Here is an 18,954-nt window from a genome sequence, read left to right as displayed (position 1 = left end):
TTAGTAATGAATCTAAAATATATAGTCATTTCAACACTACTTATATCAACTACAGCTTTTTCTAACACTATAAATCTTTGTGAGCAAAATAATTGTTTTCTTATTGATCCAGCAACCTTGAAAGTTGACCTCAAACAAAACTCTTTAGAGTTTCCTATTTCTTCTGCACAAACAAAACAAGACTTTAAAATAACAGCTCAAAGTAAAAACGAGTTAGATTTTATACGTGATAATATTAATATCGAATTTAAACTAGATAACAGTGGATTAAATGTTAACTTCACAAATAATCAGAAATTAACTAGATTGAAAAATAAAACTATCACATTCCCTATTATTAGTAGATCAAAATCTTTTCTACTACCGATGTTAGAAGGATGGGATATTCCAGCGAATGATGAGAAATGGATAAAATATCTAACATCTACTACTAGTGAAAAAGCCCCTCTAGTTGGAACTGCCGGCTTATCAATGCAATTTTTGACAGCTGGATTTGGCAAGTCTGCGATTTACTACCAAATTAATAATATTTTTGATAATTCTTTCTGGTTTACAGGGAAGCAAAATTTATCGTTACATTTTAAACATACTTTTAATATCCTAAATGAAGATAAACCTTTTGGGTTTACAATTAAAATACTTGAGAATAATCCTGCAGTGATTGCAAATACCTATCGTCAACACAAAATAGATCAAGGTGAATTTGTAACACTTTCAGAAAAAGCCAAAATAGTTCCAGAAGTTACAAAGCTCTACGGTGCCCCGTTTATTTATTTATGGGGAGATGAACTAATTGGAGAAACAAATATAAACTGGGAAGAATTTCAGCAGTTTGTTAAACAACAGCTTGCAAGTAAAACAGATAATCCCACAAAATATTTTAATAAAATACTAAAAGAGCATTCCAATAAAGCTCTAGAAGAATTTGCCAACCAAAAATGGATTTATACATCTTTAAAAGCAGATGTTGACAATGCACTTAAATTATTAGCAAAAGATCCTAACTTATGGAATAAAAAAGAGTTCGAGTCTATTAGACTAAATTCTACAGCTACTAAATTACTAACCGAGCCAAGAACACCATCAAACACTGTCGAGCTTAATAAAAATCTAATCCAATCCGTTTATTCTAATTATATAAATCCTGTTGATCAATGGGGTAATGGAGTATCGATATGGATGATAAATCAACTCAAAGATATTAGTCTAAAAAATGCTTGGTTAGGCCTAAATGATGTAACTGATGGTATTTATCATACCAATGTTATTGAACAAGCCAAACAAGATGGATATCTTATTGCTCCTTATGATTCATATAATTCATTGATAGAAAAAAATCCAGATAGTATGCCAACGGCTTTTTTTGATACAAAAGAAAATCTATTTAAGGATGCTGCTATAATTAAACAAAATGGTGAATATTTACAAGGATTCTTGAGTGGTCAACATGAGTTAAATTCTTCATATGCAATGCCACAAGTCAAACGACGTTTAAATAAAGATATAAACATATATAATGCAAAATTTAACTCATGGTTCTTTGATAGCGATGGTGCCGGCGCTCTATATAATGATTTCTCTAGCAAACATCCAATGTCTCAAGCCCAAGATGCCCAAAATAAAATAGCTTATTTTAAGTGGGCAGCTGAACATTATAATTTAGTAGTTGGTACTGAAGATGGTAAAGATTATATTGCTCCTGTAGCTGCTTTTGGTCAAGGTCTAGTTTCTCAAGGGATTTGGGATAAAGATATGCGCCAAAATAAAAAATCTAAATACTATATGGGAAGCTACTGGTCTGCATCAAGCATTCCTCCTAGATACGGTAAACCAACACCTTTAAAACCTCTTCTGAGTTATATATATTATAACCCTATTTTTGAAGTCCCTCTTTATCAGATGGTTTATAACAATAGCATCATCACTTCTGATCACTGGGAATACGCAACATTTAAATTCCCGTCTCAGATAAAAGACAATATCTTAAAGACCTTCTTATATAACTACTCACCATTGCTACATTTGGATAGAAAAGCTTGGATACAACAGAAAAATCTTTTGAGTAAATATCTACCAGTCTGGTCAAAGTGGCATAAAATTTTAGTACAACAGAAAATGACAAACTTTAAATACTTAAGTAATGATAGATTGCTCCAATCTACAGAGTTCTCAAATGGTATTATAGTAATTGCTAATTTTGCTAATGTTACTAAGAATTATAATAAAATAAGCATACCAGCCAAGAGTGTTGTTATTTTAGAAAAAGATAAAATAGTTCAAAGCTTTACTGCCACTAGCTTTGAATAAATAAATACTAATCTTAGTCCCCTAAGAAGAAATTTAACCAAATATTTGCAAAAATTATTATTTTTAGAATTTATTACAGATTATTAACACAAAACAAATAATTGGTAATATTGTACACATCAACAAAAAGTTCCAAATGTATTCAAACGGTATATAACCCATTATAGAAACTGCTACAACAGCTGTTAGCATATTTATAAAGTTCATCGCTGCAGATGCGTTTGACTTACATTCAATTGCAGTTGAAGCAAGATATGATGCTGTAGGATATATAAAATTGCATACAAAATACATCAAAGTTATTAATACAAAAAATATTAACGGCGTCATTTGATTAGCAATTTTTAACCATGCCATAACTACAACTGACACCACAAAACAGATTAATGCAACAATAAGTATCTTGCGAGTATCATGTTTGTTTATTATTTTAGCAACTAATAATGACCCTAGCACTATACCTATGATAGTCATCGAAGTCCACAAGCTATACTGAGCACTATTTAGATTAAACATATTATGCGCTATAAAAGGTCCAGCTACAGAATAACAATAACTAAAAACAGTCATAACACCTAGCGTCAATGCAAATACTACTAATTTAAAACTACTAAAAGCATTTTTATAACCATCAATAATTGCTGATATATTTAAATTAAAATCAAAATCTTTTTTATTTTCATACAAGAAGGTGGTTGCAAACATTATTACAGCATGCAATAGCAACAAATAGAAACAATAATACCAATGACTATAAGCATTAATAAAACCTCCTATTAATGTAGCTAGCGTTATTGATATTGCGAATGATAAAGTTGCAAAAGATAAAGCTAATTTAGCTTTATCAGCAACAACTGAGTTATTCAATATAATAAAAGTACATACCAATCCTGCAGATGCTCCTATAGCTGTTACAAATCTTCCTACAAGCAACATTGCCATCGAAGAAGCCAATAGACAAATTAGTACACCAACAATATTTATTATCATCCCTACTCTTAGGGTTACAACATCACCATACTTCTTTGCAATCGGAGCATATATTATCTGACCTACAACATATCCTATAAGAAAAACACTTACCAACCATTCGACTGCACCAGTCGACAAACCAAAGTCTTTCGCAATATTAGGTAACGCTGGATTTATAATCACAGCAGAAGCACTTGCGATACTTATATAACTAAGCAGAAGTATGACTTTATAGTTTTTCATAACTAATCCTTTTTTATTAAAAATTTGACTATGGCTATAGTAAATCAAAAAATATATTTTACAATATTGCTATTAGTAAACTTATGTTTAGCAAAATTTGACAATCAAGAATAAGAAAAATATACCTATAAATCTTTTTGAAATTTTTTATAAGTTAGTAACTTATGGAAGTTTCACAAATACCGCAAATGCTCTTGGTATAACAAAAGCTGCTATAAGTCATAGTATTAAACAGTTAGAAAAAGAGCTCAAAGTTGATTTACTGATTAGAACAACACGTCGACTTTCATTGACGCATGAAGGTAAGCTTTTATTTGAGTATTGTAAAACACTACAAAATGAAATTGAAAATATTCGTGATTTAGCAGAATCTTTTCATAGCGAGCCATCTGGCACCCTAAAAATAAATACTTCCTCATTTTTTGCCAAGAGTGTTCTAATAGGTCTTATCAAAGAATACTCCAAGAGATTTAGTAAGGTGAAAATTGAAGTAAATATTGAAGAGAGAATGCCTAATTTTAAAACTCAAGAAACGGATATAATTCTTGGGGTTAATTGGACTCCTCCTGAGGAGATTATTGCTCGTAAAATAGCTACAACAAGATATATATTATGTGCAACCCCAGTATATTTGCAACATAATGGTATCCCCTCCAACCTATATGATCTAGCAAACCATAAGTATATTCCTCATAAGTCTAGAACTACAGCTCTTGTAAATATCAAAAAAAACAATTTAAATCCTCAAACACTACCTTTTGAACTATCCGCAAATAATATTGAATTTATAAAGGAATGTATCTTAAATGATCTAGGAATCGCTCAGTTTCATGAATATATTGTAAAAGATGAAATACAAAATGGTAAACTTGTAGAACTACTCAAAGATGAATTTTTAGATCAACAAGATATCTATATTTACTATCCTAAAAACAAGTTTGTTCAACCCAAAGTTAAAGAGTTTGTAAAGCTTGTTATGAATAGTCAAATTTTCACTTGATATAAGAAGATGTGTATTTATATCTTTTATTATATCAATTATCCTTATAATACTTTTCTAATGAGATAACAACAATGAAATCACAAGCAACATTAAAGCTAATAGTGCGTGAAAAAATAATTATAGAGTCTTTTTTATTAACTATATTATTAGGACTAGTCGGTCTCATAAGCTATCTTCTTCTACCTAAAGTTTTTGTTAATAGTCTAGTAGGTATTACAGCCTTATGTGCAGCTTCAATCCATGGAGTATATAGAAAAAGTTATCTATATATTGTTATCGCTATTATCTCTATAAGTGCCGCTATGATTATTGGAACTGTTGTATCACAATTACCTATAGTTGTACCTTTTTGTACACTCATAATGGGCAGCTTGACTTTTTATCTACCAACAAAGTTTAGAATAATGCCAGAGATACTTACGAAGTTTTGTTTTATTGGATATGTTTCAAGTGCTTTCGGATATAGCCATGTAAGTATAGATATAACTCTAACTTGTGTAATAGTAGTAATTGTATTACTTGTATTCTATTATGCTTTGATAAATATACTGCTATATAGAGATCAGCCATACTCTAACCGCGAGAGGATTCAAGATAAGTATCATCATGTGATGATTATTGCTCTTGCGTCACTTGCTATAGGATACTTGGTAACGAAATTTATGACTATATACCTACCAAATACTAATCCATGGTGGATTATGATGACTATAGTTTTGGTTCTTGGCTACTCTTATGAAAAAGTAAAGATAACTGCACTTAAAAGAGGTTTTGCCAATATACTAGGCCCTCTCATAATCGCGATAGTAATGATTCCATTAAAAAATCATTACTATTTACAAATAGCTCTACTTCTGGTTCTTTTTTTCTTAGTTAACTGTTCTATATCATATTATCTACTATTGGCTCTTTTTATTTCATGCATGATTATTAGTTGGGATATAATCACCTTATCGTCAGCGACCCCATACACAATAGCACTAGACAGAGCCTTTGAAACATTTGTAGCTGTATTTATAGTTTTAATAATTAATGAGATATATAAAAGACTACTTTCTAAATATATAAAGAAAATAATAGGCTAGGCTTCTCTAATACCAAAAAGGCTACTTCCTATCCTAACATCTGTACTGCCATACTGTATAGCTAATTTATAATCAGCGCTCATTCCCATTGACAGTCTCGATAATTTTAACTCATTAGCCAAACTAGCATTAATAGTGTCAAAAAATACCTTCATTTTTGCAAAACTCTTTTCTGGAGAGTTTGATTTTGCAGGTATACACATTAGTCCAACCACCTTTAGATTACTGAATTTTTTCGCTTTAACTATAGCTTCAATAACATCATCTAACTGAGTTGATTTAAAACCAGATTTACTGACATCATCATCTATATTTATTTGTAAGAAAACATCTATATACTTATTTTCATTAATAGCAGCTTTACTTATTTTCTCAAGATGCTCTATTTTCTCTACACTTTGAATTGAATTAGCATACTTAACAATATGCTTTATTTTACGAGATTGCAGTGAACCAATAAAGTGCCATTTTAGATTTGGTAATTGCTGAGCTTTCTGCTCTAATTCTTGAAAATAATTCTCACCAAAATCTAATTGCCCAAGACTTGCTAAATATTCTATTTTGTCGATAGACTGATACTTACTGACAGCTAATAGCCTAGCCTTTGAGTCTATATTTTTGATGATACTAGTATATGAGCTTTGAATAAATTCTTTATCAATCATTATTTTTTTCTCATTACAATAAGGTTTCTCTCAGCATTCAAGAAAGGAACTTTTATGCTATGCTTTTCAATATCCAACGGCAAAGATACTAAGTTCTGCTCCTCAAGATCTGGACCTTTCATTGCTAGCATTTGATTATCTTTAGTTAAGAAATGCTTACATAATTCATAAAATGTATCAACTGAGCTAAATGCACGCGAGATAATATTATCAAAGCTGCCATTTAAGTTTTCAATACGTATATTTAATGGATTAATGTTATCCAAGCCCAAGCTTTTTTTGACATTTTTGAGAAACATGATTTTTTTGCCAACACTATCAACCAGAGTAAACTGATGTTGCGGATATAGTATCGCCAAAACCACTCCTGGCAAACCTCCCCCAGTACCAACATCGACAGTTGAGCTACCTTTGATATACTTAGCTACAGCGAGACTATCAAATAAGTGCTTAACTAACATATCTTCAATCTTCTTAATAGCAGTCATATTATAAACTTTATTCCATTTCTCAAGAAGTTTTAGATACTCTAGCCATTGTTCAATCTGCTCCTCTGTCGCTTGAATATCAAGCTCAACTAAAGCTTGCCTAATTTTATCCTTCATACTATCCATTTTGTAGAAATAACAATCTTATCGGCTATAATAAATATATTATAAGCTTTAAATGGTAGAGTTGGGATTTAAAATTCCAGTTTTTTATACAATCTAATATGTTTTTATCAAGAAAATTTGGCGCAGCAATGATTATATCCGGCACATGTATTGGTGCTGGAATGTTAGCAATTCCTGCAACTGTAGCGAGCTGTGGCTTTTTTATAGGCTCTATTTTAATTATTTGTATCTGGGCTTTGATGACTTTTACAGCTCTAATATTGGCAGAAGTTAACCTAAAAATGGAAGATGGCGCTAATTTTGTAGAAATGACAAAACAGACCTTAGGTCCTGTTGGAGTTGGTGTAGTTTGGATTTGTTATATCTTATTACTGTATTCCCTAGTAGCTGCATATACTGTCGGTGGCGGATATTTAATTTCAACAACCCTAGGAAGTCTTGGTTTCAATATATCAGAGAAATTCACTGGTATTATCTTCATACTGATATTAGGAGTTTTTATATATATCAGCACAAGGTTAGTTGATCATGTAAACAAAATCATGTTTACAGGCAAGCTTTTAGCATTTTTACTACTAGTTGCGGTTCTTATCCCACACATTTCTGTTGATCATCTAAGTTATCAGATCAAAAATCCTAATTTTATTTGGGCAGCATTTCCAATACTTCTAACCTCATTTGGATTTCATCATATAATCCCTACGTTGAGAACCTATGTAGGATCAAATAGAAGATCTCTACGCCAAGCTATTATAATTGGTAGCACAATACCATTGATCGTTTATCTATTATGGATTTTTGCTACTCTTGGTTCACTTCCTGTTGCAACACCTAGTGGCATCTTAGGTAAGCAATCTGGTGAAATTACATCAGTTATTATTGATCACTTCAGTACTAGCTCAGGATATATCTCAACAATATCTTTCCTATTTGGCTTCTTTGCCTTAGCAACATCTTTTCTTGGAGTTGCATTAGGACTTTTTGATTTTAATAGAAATACTTATAAAATAGCTGAGAATCTACACAAACATAAAATCCTTGCCTTTGTGATAACATTCTTACCAGCTTATATTTATGCGATCGCCTATCCAGATGGCTTTAAAACAGCTCTTGGCTATGCAAGTATTTTTGTTGCTGTACTTCAAGTTGCTTTACCTGTTATGATGCTATGGGTTATCAACTATCGTAAGCAAAAAGCTCTAGCTAGTTCTTCTATAATAGCTATATTAGTAGTGCTTATTGCAATTGCAATTATTGCTCTACAGATTCTGAGCTCTTTTGATTTACTACCAACATTAAACTAAAGACTATGATTTTTAACCTTCATATTGTAGGTTAGTAGAATCACGATACCTACAAAAATTGGTAATATAACTGAAGGGAAAAGCATCAAAGTAAAATACTCTCCTGTAATCTCAACCCAAATCACACCTACAGCATTGCCAACTACAAACATTGTCATACATACAGCAAAAAATGGTATTTTCCATAAATTATCTGTTTTGCCTCGTAAAGCTCTACCAATTTCAATACCCAAGTCAGTAGTTGTACCTGTCATATGAGTTGTTCGAGCAAAACCTCCAAAAAACAGCGTAGTGAAACTATTCTGCATACCCATTGCCATAGCCAAAAATAAATCATCAATAACACGATGATTACTAAAGATATCTATCAATAAAGTACCTGTAAGCATTACTGCACTTTGTAGGACTAGTGTCTTAGTATGATCCTCTGATATAACATAAGCATCTGTTTTCATAATGACACCATTAATCGCAGCGCCAACTATAAAGCCAAAAACGAGTATCGCTACCTTGTACATAAATACCCAGTCAGATCCAGCAATACTATGTCCTAAAATCCTCAAGTTACCAGACATAACCGCCACACTGGCACCAAAAGAGTTGTAAAGAACTATACTGTCAATCCAGCCAGAATTAAAAATCAATATAACCGTAATAAAATAAGTGAAAGCCATTTTCTTCGTAAACACTTTCTTATCTCCTTTTCTAGTGTTTAGAAACTATTATATAGCTTTGATAGTAAAAATCATTTTTTAATTTTCTTTTCTTCAGCACTCTTTGTGGTAGCTTGAAAACCTTCAGGCTTCGTACTAAGAGTTTTAGCTAAAGAAACTTTTTTTGCAAATACTTGCGCTAATTTCATATTTACCCTCCTTTTTTATTAAAACTACTATTTCATCCAGACTCAAAAATAGAGAGTCAGATAATATACAAATAAGACTATTACTTGTCAAGTACTTATTACTTTATACTAGCTAGTAGGTTTGACTTTGTGTGGACACAAAAAATAAAGTATTATCAATACAGATATAAATATAAATTTGTAACGGGCAGAATTTATGCAAACATTACAAGCTATTAAAAATCGTAAGTGTGTCAGAGAGTTTCTTGATAAACCTATAAATAAAGAGACTCTAGAAAAGCTCTTTGATACCGTAAGATGGACACCGTCAAGTAAAAACACTCAACCATGGAAAATTGCTATAGTAAGTGGCAGAAAGAAGAAAGAATTAATGAATAAAATACTATCTGCCTGTGATAATCGAGAACCTCCAAGGATGGAGTATGATTATGATGGGAGTAATCCATTAGATGGAGAGCTCAAAGAGCGTGCTGTTAAATGTGGTCATGATTTATACAATGCACTAGGTATCGCTAGAGAAGATAAAGAAAGACGTATCGAACAATGGAAAAAAAACTATTTATCATTTGATTCACCTTCAGCTATATTTATATTTAAACATCCCAATACAGGGATTAGTGGCTATATGGACTGCGGAATGCTTATCCAATCAATATTATTAGCTGCTGTTGACCTAGGACTTGCCACATGTCCACAAGCATCTTTAGGACACTATCCAGATATAATCAAAAAAGAACTACAAGGATTTAATGATTATACTTTACTATGCGGTATAGCAATTGGTTATGAAGATATTAACGCAGCTGTAAATAACTATCGTACACAAAGAGAGTCCATTGATAACTTTGTTACATTCTTTTAGTACTTTTGTAATACCTCTCATAGTGTTATTATAAATAATACGATTGATAATTTTTTTAATGAAATGAGTGGTATTAACAAAGACATTATTGAGGCTACACGCTACTTTCTAAAGTTGGTAGAACTAGGGTCTTATAGCTCAGTTAAAAAGTGCTACTCTGTAGAACTAAACACTATAAAAAATAAAATAGATGCTCTAGAAAAATATCTTGATATAAAACTAATTAGAAATATACAGAATCGTATATCTCCAACTAGTGATGGTATGAAGTATTTTCATTCTTGTAACAAAATTGTTACAGATCTAGAGAATACTATTCATAATGTAAAGCAAAGTGGCTTTAAACAACGTCAATCTATTAAAGTTCTTGGTACGCCATTATTTATCAAGATAATAATCGATCTAGCATTACCACAGATACAGCAAATTAATAATGATGCATTTAACTTCTCTCTAGATAGCTATCTAGCCGATAATATTAATGGTAGTCAGTTCCAGTTTGATTCATACAATGTTATACAGATATTTAATAGGCATCTTGAGTTTATTGATTTAGATGACTGGATAGTTTGTACTTCAGTTGATGCTGTGAAATTACCTGCACATTTGTACGGCAAGAAAGAGTTTGTTAAAGATTTACATAATAATCCTGAGAAAGTTCTTGAAGCTCCTCTAGTATTCAATAGATATGATTTTTCACAAAGTATAAGTGAATTTAAATATGATAATAAAAGCTATAAATTTAATCTTGATAAAATTAAGTTTACAGTCGATAACGAGATCCAAAAAGCTAACTTATTGATGAGTGAAAATACTATAGGATTTATGCCAAAATTTTATTATGACGCTGTCCTTAAGGAATGTGAGGATATTGTCAAGATAGAGGGCTTTGAAATAGATTTTCCTTTAGAGTCTCATTTGATACTTGTATACAAGCACTCTAAATATAAGGATGAACTTCTTAGGATTATTAGAGAAGGTATCAAAAAGATACAAGTCCAATATCAGTAGATTTTAAGCTCTTCTACTACGAATGATATAATACTCTGTAATTGCTACTATTGCATGAATAAATATTACAGCTAACCCAATATATGCAAAAACTTCATGGATTTCTTTGAGTCTGACTACACTGTCTCTTGAGAGTACATCTGTAATTGCTGGTAAACCGAAAGGAATAACATAGGTTCCTTTTGCACTTATCAAGCACCAACCTAATATTGGCATAGTAATTAACCAAAAATATAAAAATGTGTGTACCAAATTAGCTACTATAGTCCTAAATTCATTATACTCAAGTCGTTGCCCTATAAATGGAAAACTTACAAACCTTCTTATAGCTAACCTTAGAATAGTGATAAACAGAATCAAAAAACCAATATATAAATGAGATGTTTTCATAACATCATGAAATAATGAATATTTACCAAACATACTTCTAAACTCTATTGATAAAAAAGCTAGTAATATCAAGATAACTGTAGTCCAGTGAAGATAAACCATAAACTTATTGATCTTTGTTTGCATTTAAGTAATTAGGTAGTAAGTTTAATTGCTTTGAATTATAGGCTTTTTATTTATTAAAAAAAGATATTTATAGTAATTAGCTCTTAGAAAGATCCAAAAATTTTAAAAAGAATCGTGTATATAGCACTAGTAACAACTATACAAGCAGGGATTGTCAAAACCCAAGCTGTTGCCATCTTTTTAACAACTTTCCAATTTACACCAGCATCGGCATATCCTGCACCCATAATAGAACCTGATGCGACTTGAGTAGTACTAACTGGCAAACCTATATGTGAAGCACCCAAAACCAATATACCCGAGCTTAGCTCTGCAGAAACAGCGTTAACAGGCTCTAGTTTTGATAGCTTTGCACTTAGAGTCTTAATTATCTTTTTACCTCCTGATAATGTCCCTAGTCCCATTGCAACACCACATAAAACGATAACCCAATTAGGAACCTGTGTAGTTTGCACAACTCCTGCACTTAGTAGCGCAAGTGTTATTATTGACATTGTTTTCTGAGCATCATTAGAACCATGAGAAAAAGACAATAAACTAGTAGATAGTACCTGCATTTCTCTTATGTATTTATTTGTAGTTCTAACCATAAAAAATCGCATGAAAATATTCAGCAAGATGATACATATTATCAAAGCTAAAAAGAATGCCATAATAGGTGAGCTTACCATTGGAATCAGCACTTTATGAACTACAGTAACATAATTAACATCTTGATAACTAGCGCTAATAATCACCGCACCAACCAATGATCCTATCAAAGCATGTGATGAGCTTGATGGAATACCGAAGCTCCAAGTAAAGAAGTTCCAACTAATTGCACCAAGTAGCGCTGATATTAAAACAATATCTGTAACAACACTTGTATCAACTAAACCTTTTGATATTGTTGCAGCAACAGCTGTTCCAAAAAAAGCACCTAAAAAATTAAAAAAGGCTGCTAATCCAATTGCTTGATAAGGTGTTAATGATTTTGTTGCAATGGGTGTTGCAACCACATTTGCTGCATCATGAAAACCATTTGTAAACTCAAAAAACAATGCTATTACGATGATGGCTATAAGCACTGATGTAATCATCTTTATATTTACCCTTGTTCGTTAGACTTCTTTTACATACAATCTCATAATTGACTCTGCTACAGATGTACATGTAGATATAGCACTTTCTATGGCTTTATAAATATCTTTAACTTTCATGATAAATATTATATCTCCCTCATCATAATGAGAGAATTTTTTAAGTGCATGACCTAACTCTTCAAGCACATTTTCATCTAATGCTGTAATTCTGATATAAAAATTTTTAAGTTCTTTATTATCACCACTAACAAAAGCTTTCATCATATCATCAAGTACTTTTGTCATTTTACGTAATGTCTCAACACTATTAGCTAAGTATATATTTACATTGCCGCGCTCTTCTTCCATCAATATCTGCATATATCTATGAATTTTGACAATTCTTCTATTTAATTTTAGAAGTAAAGTAGTGATGTTGTGTAGTTCTACCCTATCCACAGGAGTTACAAAATAGCGAGCTAACTCATGATCCATTTTATTAGCTACTTCAACAGTTACAGTTCTTGTCAATCTTAGCTCTTCTGATAGCTCAGATATCGTTAAGTTATCTTCCTCTTTAACAAGTTTGTCAAGAATTCTAGCAGAGTCTTCTACAGCCTCAGTCGCCTCTATCATCAAATCAAAAAAAATCTTATCCTGACTAGGAATCAAACTTTTAACAAGTTTACGTAGCATTTATATAATCTCCCTAACTACTTATTCAATATTTATTTTAACACTCAAAGTCTACAACAAAAAAATAAAGAATAGCAACAAGAAATCACTTTAAAAAATATATCTAAAAAAGCATTGCTTTTTTATCAACTCTTAAATAAAATATTGACCCCCTAACTCTAAAAGCTAAGCTTTTTTATAAAAAAGCTAATACTCTATAATAAAAATGCAAAAAAATAAATACTTTATTTATTAAACTTTTGTACAACTCTAATAACAAAAATTCAAATAAACAACCATAATCCAAACAATTAGCTCTATTACAAAAGATACAAAAACCAAAGCAGAACCTGCATCTTTAGCTTGCTTTGCTAATATGTGATAGTCAGTCGTCACTAAATCAACTACCCTTTCAATAGCACTATTTATAATCTCTGCATAAATTGGCAACATTGATACAATCTGTAAAACAAACTTTGAAACTATACTAAAAGGCAGTACCCAAATAGTCACTGTCAAAATTATAAAAAGGAGTAACTGCAGACGAAAAGATTTTTCATTTTTAAAAATATCTACTAAGCCACTTAGTGCATATGAAGTATTTTTAAAAAGTGTATATTTAGGCTTATTTAACATCTAATCTACCCACCCTTTCGACAATTTGCAAAAATATCTAGTTTTGGACTATATGCTGCTGTCTTGATATTCATAAGTCCTAAGAATGTGTCAAAAACATTATCTTGAGAGAAAGTATCTTCTTTCTTAGCTTCATTAATTAAACAAGCTTTATTAAGTCTATTATCTTTTAAAAAATCTTTAGAGAACCACATAATCCATGGCACTCTTTTTTGATATAACGGAGCTATACCATAAGGTGCAGCATGAAGATATAAGCCATCTTCTCCTAAAGACTCTCCATGATCAGATATGTAGACCATTGCACTATCATATTTAGTGGTCACTTTTTTACTATCTAAAGTATCAATAACTTTTGATAATATATAGTCAGTATAACGTATAGTATTGTCATAAGTATTTACTAGTTTTTCTCTGCTACAGGCATTTATATCACCCTGATCACATGTTGGAGTAAATTTCTTGAACTCTGCAGGATAACGCTGATAATAAGTTGGTCCATGACTTCCAACTAGATGTAAAACAATTACCTTACTTTTACCATCATCATTTTTCGCAAGATTCTCTTTTAGCTCTTTTAGTAATACTGAGTCATAACAGAATCCACCTGCACTATTACCCTTACAATCACTAGTATTTATATAGATATTTTCTATTCGCTTACATACCCCAGTATATCTACAATCATAACCATTATTATTATACCAAGTGACATCTAAACCTGCTTTTTTCATAATATCTAAGACATTATCTCTAGCAGCAGCTTGCCTTGCATTGTAGTCAACTCTTGGCATATTAGATAGCATACAAGGTACTGACAATGCTGTATAAGTACCACATGATGCTACATCTTGTAACGCAATAACTCCAAGATTTTTAGTATAAGGATTTGTGTCTCTATCATATCCATTATACTGATAATTCTGCATTCTCGCTGTCTCGCCTAAGACAAATACCATTAGATTTGGCTTATCAGTATTTCTAACTTCTTTTGCACCATCACCAATTGGCTGGTACGGTAAAGGTGGAATAAACTTCTCTGCAATAATTGCTGAAGTGATACCTACGTAAATTATTGGATTAGGATAATCTCCTAATTCATTATGATTTCTAAAGAATGGGAAAATAGTTTTTACATTTGTAATTAAAATCATTACAACTAATATTAAAGTCCCTATGATATTAGCGATTCTAATCAAAGCACTTTTACTAAATTTTGGGTATACTATTTTAACTCTGAGAAGTATAACAATTGGTAAAACACCAAAAAATATAAAACTAGCAACACTCCCAATAGATAAATAGGATAGTGCCTCATGTGTATTTGTATCAAAAACACTCTCTACCACACCATAGGTAAAAGTAATTCCCAAGAACATCTCGGAGTAAAAAACAATTGCTCCAATTGCAATCAAAACAATCATTAGTGGCTTAAATATATAGCGAAAGTTAATCAAATTAAAAATCAGAAAAAAAGCTAAGAAACAAACTGCAAAACAGCTAATCACAAACCATAAGCTAAATGTACTATCTTGAGCAACACCTTGGAAAAATTTTATAATAAGCGGGATATTATATACATAGCCAAAAAGAATACTTAGAATAACTGTAGCTTTATAAACTCCTATTTGCTTCGGGAATATTTTTTTTATCACGAGCACAATACCTTACATTTTTTGATTTCTCTGAGAATAATATACTTAATTACAAAGCATTTAAAGAGTAGTCATATCAGCTGATATTTTGATTGAGAAGCTTTTTAAGTATAACGTTCTCTTCATAAGCCTCTTCTAGAGAAACTAACTTAAACCTTATTTTAGAACCTGGTATATACTGTGATAATTTATTAATATCTGCTTCTATAACATTTGCAATCCGTGGATATCCTCCCACCGTTTGTCGATGTCGTAACAATACTATCGGACCACTTGGAGCTAGCTGTATTGTACCATCCGTTACAGGTTGAGAGATCATTTCAATTTTTTGTGTATCAAGAGAAACTCCATCTAAAGGTAACCCCATCTGACTTGAGTTTGTTGAAATAGTCCAAGTATTCTCAAAAAAAGCACTATCTTTTAAAATATCATACTCAGGTCCCTTGATTACTCTTATAAAACTATGACGATAATTTTGGCTTATATAGCCTTCTAATTCTGATGATCTCTGTTTGCCAACCAACTCGATGGTTTGTGATTGTTTTTTTACGGCAAAAACTATTGTACGAAAGCCTTTTTTTGAACCTTTAAACTCTAACTTTTGGCCTCTATTAAGCTCAAAGACTTGATTATAATTTACGCAGATATTTTCATCGATAAAAGTATCTTGATAGCTAGCCCCACACAGATAAATCAATATATCATCAACTGCCAGAATCTCAGTGGGATAAATCATTTCAATAGCTTGAAAATCTGTAGGTTGGTTAAAGATATTATAAGCAGTCATAAAGCTTAATTGATCTTGAGCGCCTTTAGGAGATACACCTTTGTCTTGGTTGCCATACTCTCGCAATGAAACTGCAAAAAACAATCCTCCTTTGGTCGAAAAGATATTCTCCATAATTTTAGTCTCTACTCTTACGCAATTGCTGTGCTAACTCTAAAGCTATCTTACTATCAGAATGTATACATATAGTTTGTGACTCAAACAAAATATTTTGATCATCTATAGTAATAAAGCCTTGTTTAAGCTGATTATATTGCTTAATTGCCTCTGCCACATCATGAATCTCTGCATTTGGTTGACCTCGTGGTATTAGCATAGGATTATTAATACTATCAAGCATGTAGCCTCTCTCTGCAAAACTCTCTTTAACAATTTTTATACCATTTTTTTTGGCATACTCAGCAACTATACCAAAAGGGCTAACCACCAACTCTTTGATATCATTCTTAAGACACCATTCAACAAAAACTTCTGCTAATTCTTGATTAACATTTAGCTCATTATATAAGGCTCCATGAGGTTTAACAGCCTTGATATCTTTATCAAAAAGTGCAAACTGCTCATCAAAAGATGAACATAAAATACCATAATCAATGTCTATAACTTTTCTGCCAAAGTTTTCCTTATCAGGATAGGAAATATGTGCTGTAATTTTGACATTGTGATCTCGACATAGATTCACATAGTAATCAACACTTTCTTTATTACCTGCATGTCCACTACAAGCGATATTTGCAATATCTATATATCTGACTAACTTATCATCGATAGGATGAGCAACGCCCCTCTCTCCTAAGTCACAATTTATCAAAAGCATCACTTCTCCCTAAAAATTATCTTATCACCAGCACTGAAGTTAGAGAAATCTCTAAAATCAGATACTCCTATAATATTCCAACCACTCGGCGACTGCTCAGGAAAAATTGTTGTTTGAGAGCCCCCAATTGCAACAGACCCTGCAGCTATTCTATTTCGTGGAGTCGCTAAACGAGGTACACTTAAACTTTTATCAAGACCAAGTAAATATGGGAAATATGGTTTAAAGCCTAACATCGCAATATGATATTCAACTTGAGTATGTCTTTTGACAATCTCAGCAATATCTAGCCCTAAAACTTGCGATACTTTAGCTAAATCTTCACCATTATAATCTACGTCTATGTAATGAGTTTTTGAATCTATAACTTGATTAAAATCTATAGATTCAATTCTAGCCAAAACAGCATTTTGTAAATAATCAACATCCATATAATCAAAATGAAAAGCTATTGAATTATAAGTCGGAACAACATCATGGATTTTATATTTATGACAAAAAGCTTTATCTTTAATAAAAGACTTATAGATATTTAAAATTTTGAGATTATCATCTAAAGATAATTTATTACTGATATTGTAAATAAAGCAGTTTTCACTCAAAAAATAATAACTCATTAGCAACTCCTTAAAGAAACTGTTTGAGTACTAGTTATTTGTTTATTATAGACTTTTTAAGATTTTCTGGCTCAAATTTATATAGCGTTATCAAACCAACAATCGCGCTTATACAAATCATGCCCACCGCCATATAATCAGATATAGAGTAAGCTAAGAAGAAACATAAGAATGGCAACAAACCACCAAACACTCCAAAACCAATATTATAAGCTAAAGCAAATCCAGTGTAACGAATCTCTCTAGGCAAGCACTCTGTAAACAACACCATGATATTACCATAGAATATTCCAAATATTGCTCCCATAGTCACAAAGAAGACTATCAATAAGTCACTATTAGCCTTATATAGCGCATACATTGGTAATGACAATATAAGCATCAAAACAAGACCAAATGCAGTAATCGTTTTTATTTTAAAATACTTAGTAAGTCTTGCAGCAATATTACATGTAATAATAAACATGATAATACTAATAGTTGTCAATACTGCGACATTAACATCTGCATGACCTAATATTTTCTTAATAATATTCGGTAGGATTGTAATCTGGAAGTAAGCAACAACTGCACCAGGAAAGCATAATAAAATCATATATATTAAGCTTTTATAATTTTTGAGTATTACTTTTGTTAAACTCACATTTGATTTTTCAGGTTCTTTTTCATCACCACTATGCTTGATAAAGAATGATAGTACAACAAGTATAATAGCTATCCCAAAAAGTATTCTCCAGCCACCATTTGCCATAGTCTCATCTGGAATTAGGTACCTAATAACTTGAAAAGTTACAATCGCCAACAATATCCCACCAAAAGCACTAGTTATAACATTTACACCAGCTTTAGCCTTACCGAATAATGTTGACTCTGCCTCAACAAGAATAACAACTGAACCACTATACTGTCCACCTATCGCTATACCTTGCAAAATTCTAAAAGCGACTAATAATAAAGGCGCCAAAATACCTATAGTTGCATACGATGGTAATAATGCCATCCCAACAGTAGGTACCCCCATGAAAAATGCCGCTAATGCCAAAGCAGAAGAGCGGCTTTTTTTGTCCCCGATATAACCAAATATTATTCCACCAAGAGGTCTCGCTAAAAATCCTGCAGCAAATGCCCCGAAAGCAGCTAAGAACTTTATAAAATGATCACCAGGGAAAAATGCTGCACCAATATATGCCGCGCAGAATGAATATACAGTAAACTCATACCACTCTGCTGAGCTTGCTAAAAGCACTAATAATTTTTTCATA

19 protein-coding genes are annotated in these 18,954 nt (G+C 31.7%); 6 read left to right on the top strand and 13 right to left on the bottom strand.

The features are described 5' to 3' along the window. The first annotated feature begins 6 nt into the window (after positions 1-6). Positions 7-2,307: a glycoside hydrolase gene (locus IMS64_RS00165; protein ID WP_211490568.1), complete on the top strand. Its 2,301-nt coding sequence runs from the start codon at positions 7-9 to the stop codon at positions 2,305-2,307. A gap of 63 nt (positions 2,308-2,370) precedes the next feature. On the opposite strand, the gene IMS64_RS00160 is transcribed toward IMS64_RS00165, so the two are convergent. Next, on the bottom strand, positions 2,371-3,522 hold the full coding sequence (locus IMS64_RS00160) for a multidrug effflux MFS transporter (protein WP_211490567.1): 1,152 nt from the start codon (positions 3,520-3,522) through the stop codon (positions 2,371-2,373). Positions 3,523-3,625: 103 nt separating this feature from the next. Between IMS64_RS00160 and IMS64_RS00155 the strand changes: the two genes are divergently transcribed. Together IMS64_RS00155 and IMS64_RS00150 are read left to right on the top strand one after the other, a co-directional pair. Next, complete coding sequence (locus tag IMS64_RS00155; protein WP_211491067.1) at positions 3,626-4,522, top strand: LysR family transcriptional regulator; 897 nt, start codon at positions 3,626-3,628, stop codon at positions 4,520-4,522. 74 nt (positions 4,523-4,596) lie between these two features. After that, on the top strand, positions 4,597-5,610 hold the full coding sequence (locus IMS64_RS00150; protein ID WP_211490566.1) for an FUSC family protein: 1,014 nt from the start codon (positions 4,597-4,599) through the stop codon (positions 5,608-5,610). Here the strand turns inward: IMS64_RS00150 and IMS64_RS00145 are convergent. Next, positions 5,607-6,275 (bottom strand): YggS family pyridoxal phosphate-dependent enzyme, encoded by a 669-nt coding sequence (locus tag IMS64_RS00145; protein WP_211490565.1) that lies wholly within the window; start codon positions 6,273-6,275, stop codon positions 5,607-5,609. The genes IMS64_RS00150 and IMS64_RS00145 overlap by 4 nt on opposite strands. Further along, positions 6,275-6,889, bottom strand: a complete 615-nt coding sequence (rsmG, locus tag IMS64_RS00140; RefSeq protein ID WP_211490564.1) for a 16S rRNA (guanine(527)-N(7))-methyltransferase RsmG — start codon at positions 6,887-6,889, stop codon at positions 6,275-6,277. The genes IMS64_RS00145 and rsmG overlap by 1 nt, the downstream gene beginning before the upstream one ends. A 98-nt stretch (positions 6,890-6,987) precedes the next feature. On the opposite strand from rsmG, the gene IMS64_RS00135 reads away from it, so the two are divergent. Further along, positions 6,988-8,193, top strand: a complete 1,206-nt coding sequence (locus IMS64_RS00135; RefSeq protein ID WP_211490563.1) for an amino acid permease — start codon at positions 6,988-6,990, stop codon at positions 8,191-8,193. On the opposite strand, the gene IMS64_RS00130 is transcribed toward IMS64_RS00135, so the two are convergent. After that, positions 8,190-8,882 (bottom strand): YoaK family protein, encoded by a 693-nt coding sequence (locus IMS64_RS00130; RefSeq protein ID WP_035737397.1) that lies wholly within the window; start codon positions 8,880-8,882, stop codon positions 8,190-8,192. The two genes, IMS64_RS00135 and IMS64_RS00130, sit on opposite strands and share 4 nt — an antisense overlap. A gap of 369 nt (positions 8,883-9,251) precedes the next feature. On the opposite strand from IMS64_RS00130, the gene IMS64_RS00125 reads away from it, so the two are divergent. Then, on the top strand, positions 9,252-9,917 hold the full coding sequence (locus IMS64_RS00125) for a nitroreductase (RefSeq protein WP_211490562.1): 666 nt from the start codon (positions 9,252-9,254) through the stop codon (positions 9,915-9,917). Between the two features lie 63 nt (positions 9,918-9,980). Then, positions 9,981-10,928 carry a LysR family transcriptional regulator gene (locus IMS64_RS00120; RefSeq protein WP_211490561.1) on the top strand — a complete coding sequence of 316 codons (948 nt, stop codon included), beginning with the start codon at positions 9,981-9,983 and terminating at the stop codon, positions 10,926-10,928. A gap of 3 nt (positions 10,929-10,931) precedes the next feature. Here the strand turns inward: IMS64_RS00120 and IMS64_RS00115 are convergent, their stop codons facing one another. The 9 genes from IMS64_RS00115 to IMS64_RS00075 all read right to left on the bottom strand — a co-directional run bounded on the left by IMS64_RS00115 (position 10,932) and on the right by IMS64_RS00075 (position 18,953). Next, entirely contained in the window at positions 10,932-11,444 is a 513-nt protein-coding gene (locus IMS64_RS00115) for a cytochrome b (RefSeq protein WP_211490560.1), read from the bottom strand. 83 nt (positions 11,445-11,527) lie between these two features. Continuing rightward, positions 11,528-12,523, bottom strand: a complete 996-nt coding sequence (locus IMS64_RS00110; protein WP_042524289.1) for an inorganic phosphate transporter — start codon at positions 12,521-12,523, stop codon at positions 11,528-11,530. A 21-nt stretch (positions 12,524-12,544) separates the two neighbouring features. Then, positions 12,545-13,201 carry a hypothetical protein gene (locus IMS64_RS00105; RefSeq protein ID WP_004286766.1) on the bottom strand — a complete coding sequence of 219 codons (657 nt, stop codon included), beginning with the start codon at positions 13,199-13,201 and terminating at the stop codon, positions 12,545-12,547. A gap of 249 nt (positions 13,202-13,450) precedes the next feature. Beyond that, a complete protein-coding gene (locus tag IMS64_RS00100) occupies positions 13,451-13,816 on the bottom strand; it encodes a diacylglycerol kinase (RefSeq protein ID WP_042517241.1) in 366 nt (121 codons plus the stop codon). Positions 13,817-13,821: 5 nt separating this feature from the next. Then, positions 13,822-15,471, bottom strand: coding sequence for a phosphoethanolamine transferase (locus IMS64_RS00095; RefSeq protein ID WP_211490559.1), 1,650 nt, complete (start codon positions 15,469-15,471; stop codon positions 13,822-13,824). Between the two features lie 76 nt (positions 15,472-15,547). Continuing rightward, entirely contained in the window at positions 15,548-16,372 is an 825-nt protein-coding gene (locus IMS64_RS00090) for a 5-oxoprolinase subunit C family protein (protein ID WP_211490558.1), read from the bottom strand. Positions 16,373-16,376: 4 nt separating this feature from the next. Beyond that, positions 16,377-17,075, bottom strand: a complete 699-nt coding sequence (locus IMS64_RS00085) for a 5-oxoprolinase subunit PxpA (protein ID WP_211490557.1) — start codon at positions 17,073-17,075, stop codon at positions 16,377-16,379. Beyond that, positions 17,075-17,692, bottom strand: a complete 618-nt coding sequence (locus IMS64_RS00080; RefSeq protein ID WP_211490556.1) for a 5-oxoprolinase subunit B family protein — start codon at positions 17,690-17,692, stop codon at positions 17,075-17,077. Before IMS64_RS00080 ends, IMS64_RS00085 begins: the two co-directional genes overlap by 1 nt. 34 nt (positions 17,693-17,726) lie before the next feature. Then, a complete protein-coding gene (locus IMS64_RS00075; RefSeq protein ID WP_211490555.1) occupies positions 17,727-18,953 on the bottom strand; it encodes an MFS transporter in 1,227 nt (408 codons plus the stop codon). Position 18,954: the final 1 nt, after the last annotated feature.

Origin of the sequence: Francisella philomiragia, from assembly GCF_018135955.1 — a bacterium.
Classification (GTDB): domain Bacteria; phylum Pseudomonadota; class Gammaproteobacteria; order Francisellales; family Francisellaceae; genus Francisella; species Francisella philomiragia.
Note: the sequence above shows the minus strand (reverse complement) of the source record. Positions and strands in the feature narration are given on the sequence as shown.

Excerpts from the sequence above, each read along its gene's own strand:
- IMS64_RS00145 (WP_211490565.1), bottom strand. The coding sequence starts at position 6,275 with ATGATTGATAAAGAATTTATTCAAAGCTCATATACTAGTATCATCAAA.
- IMS64_RS00080 (WP_211490556.1), bottom strand. The coding sequence starts at position 17,692 with ATGAGTTATTATTTTTTGAGTGAAAACTGCTTTATTTACAATATCAGT.
- IMS64_RS00115 (WP_211490560.1), bottom strand. The coding sequence starts at position 11,444 with ATGCAAACAAAGATCAATAAGTTTATGGTTTATCTTCACTGGACTACA.
- IMS64_RS00160 (WP_211490567.1), bottom strand. The coding sequence starts at position 3,522 with ATGAAAAACTATAAAGTCATACTTCTGCTTAGTTATATAAGTATCGCA.
- IMS64_RS00150 (WP_211490566.1), top strand. The coding sequence starts at position 4,597 with ATGAAATCACAAGCAACATTAAAGCTAATAGTGCGTGAAAAAATAATT.
- IMS64_RS00110 (WP_042524289.1), bottom strand. The coding sequence starts at position 12,523 with ATGATTACATCAGTGCTTATAGCCATCATCGTAATAGCATTGTTTTTT.
- rsmG (WP_211490564.1), bottom strand. The coding sequence starts at position 6,889 with ATGGATAGTATGAAGGATAAAATTAGGCAAGCTTTAGTTGAGCTTGAT.
- IMS64_RS00075 (WP_211490555.1), bottom strand. The coding sequence starts at position 18,953 with ATGAAAAAATTATTAGTGCTTTTAGCAAGCTCAGCAGAGTGGTATGAG.
- IMS64_RS00105 (WP_004286766.1), bottom strand. The coding sequence starts at position 13,201 with ATGCTACGTAAACTTGTTAAAAGTTTGATTCCTAGTCAGGATAAGATT.
- IMS64_RS00090 (WP_211490558.1), bottom strand. The coding sequence starts at position 16,372 with ATGGAGAATATCTTTTCGACCAAAGGAGGATTGTTTTTTGCAGTTTCA.
- IMS64_RS00125 (WP_211490562.1), top strand. The coding sequence starts at position 9,252 with ATGCAAACATTACAAGCTATTAAAAATCGTAAGTGTGTCAGAGAGTTT.
- IMS64_RS00100 (WP_042517241.1), bottom strand. The coding sequence starts at position 13,816 with ATGTTAAATAAGCCTAAATATACACTTTTTAAAAATACTTCATATGCA.
- IMS64_RS00120 (WP_211490561.1), top strand. The coding sequence starts at position 9,981 with ATGAGTGGTATTAACAAAGACATTATTGAGGCTACACGCTACTTTCTA.
- IMS64_RS00135 (WP_211490563.1), top strand. The coding sequence starts at position 6,988 with ATGTTTTTATCAAGAAAATTTGGCGCAGCAATGATTATATCCGGCACA.
- IMS64_RS00165 (WP_211490568.1), top strand. The coding sequence starts at position 7 with ATGAATCTAAAATATATAGTCATTTCAACACTACTTATATCAACTACA.
- IMS64_RS00085 (WP_211490557.1), bottom strand. The coding sequence starts at position 17,075 with ATGCTTTTGATAAATTGTGACTTAGGAGAGAGGGGCGTTGCTCATCCT.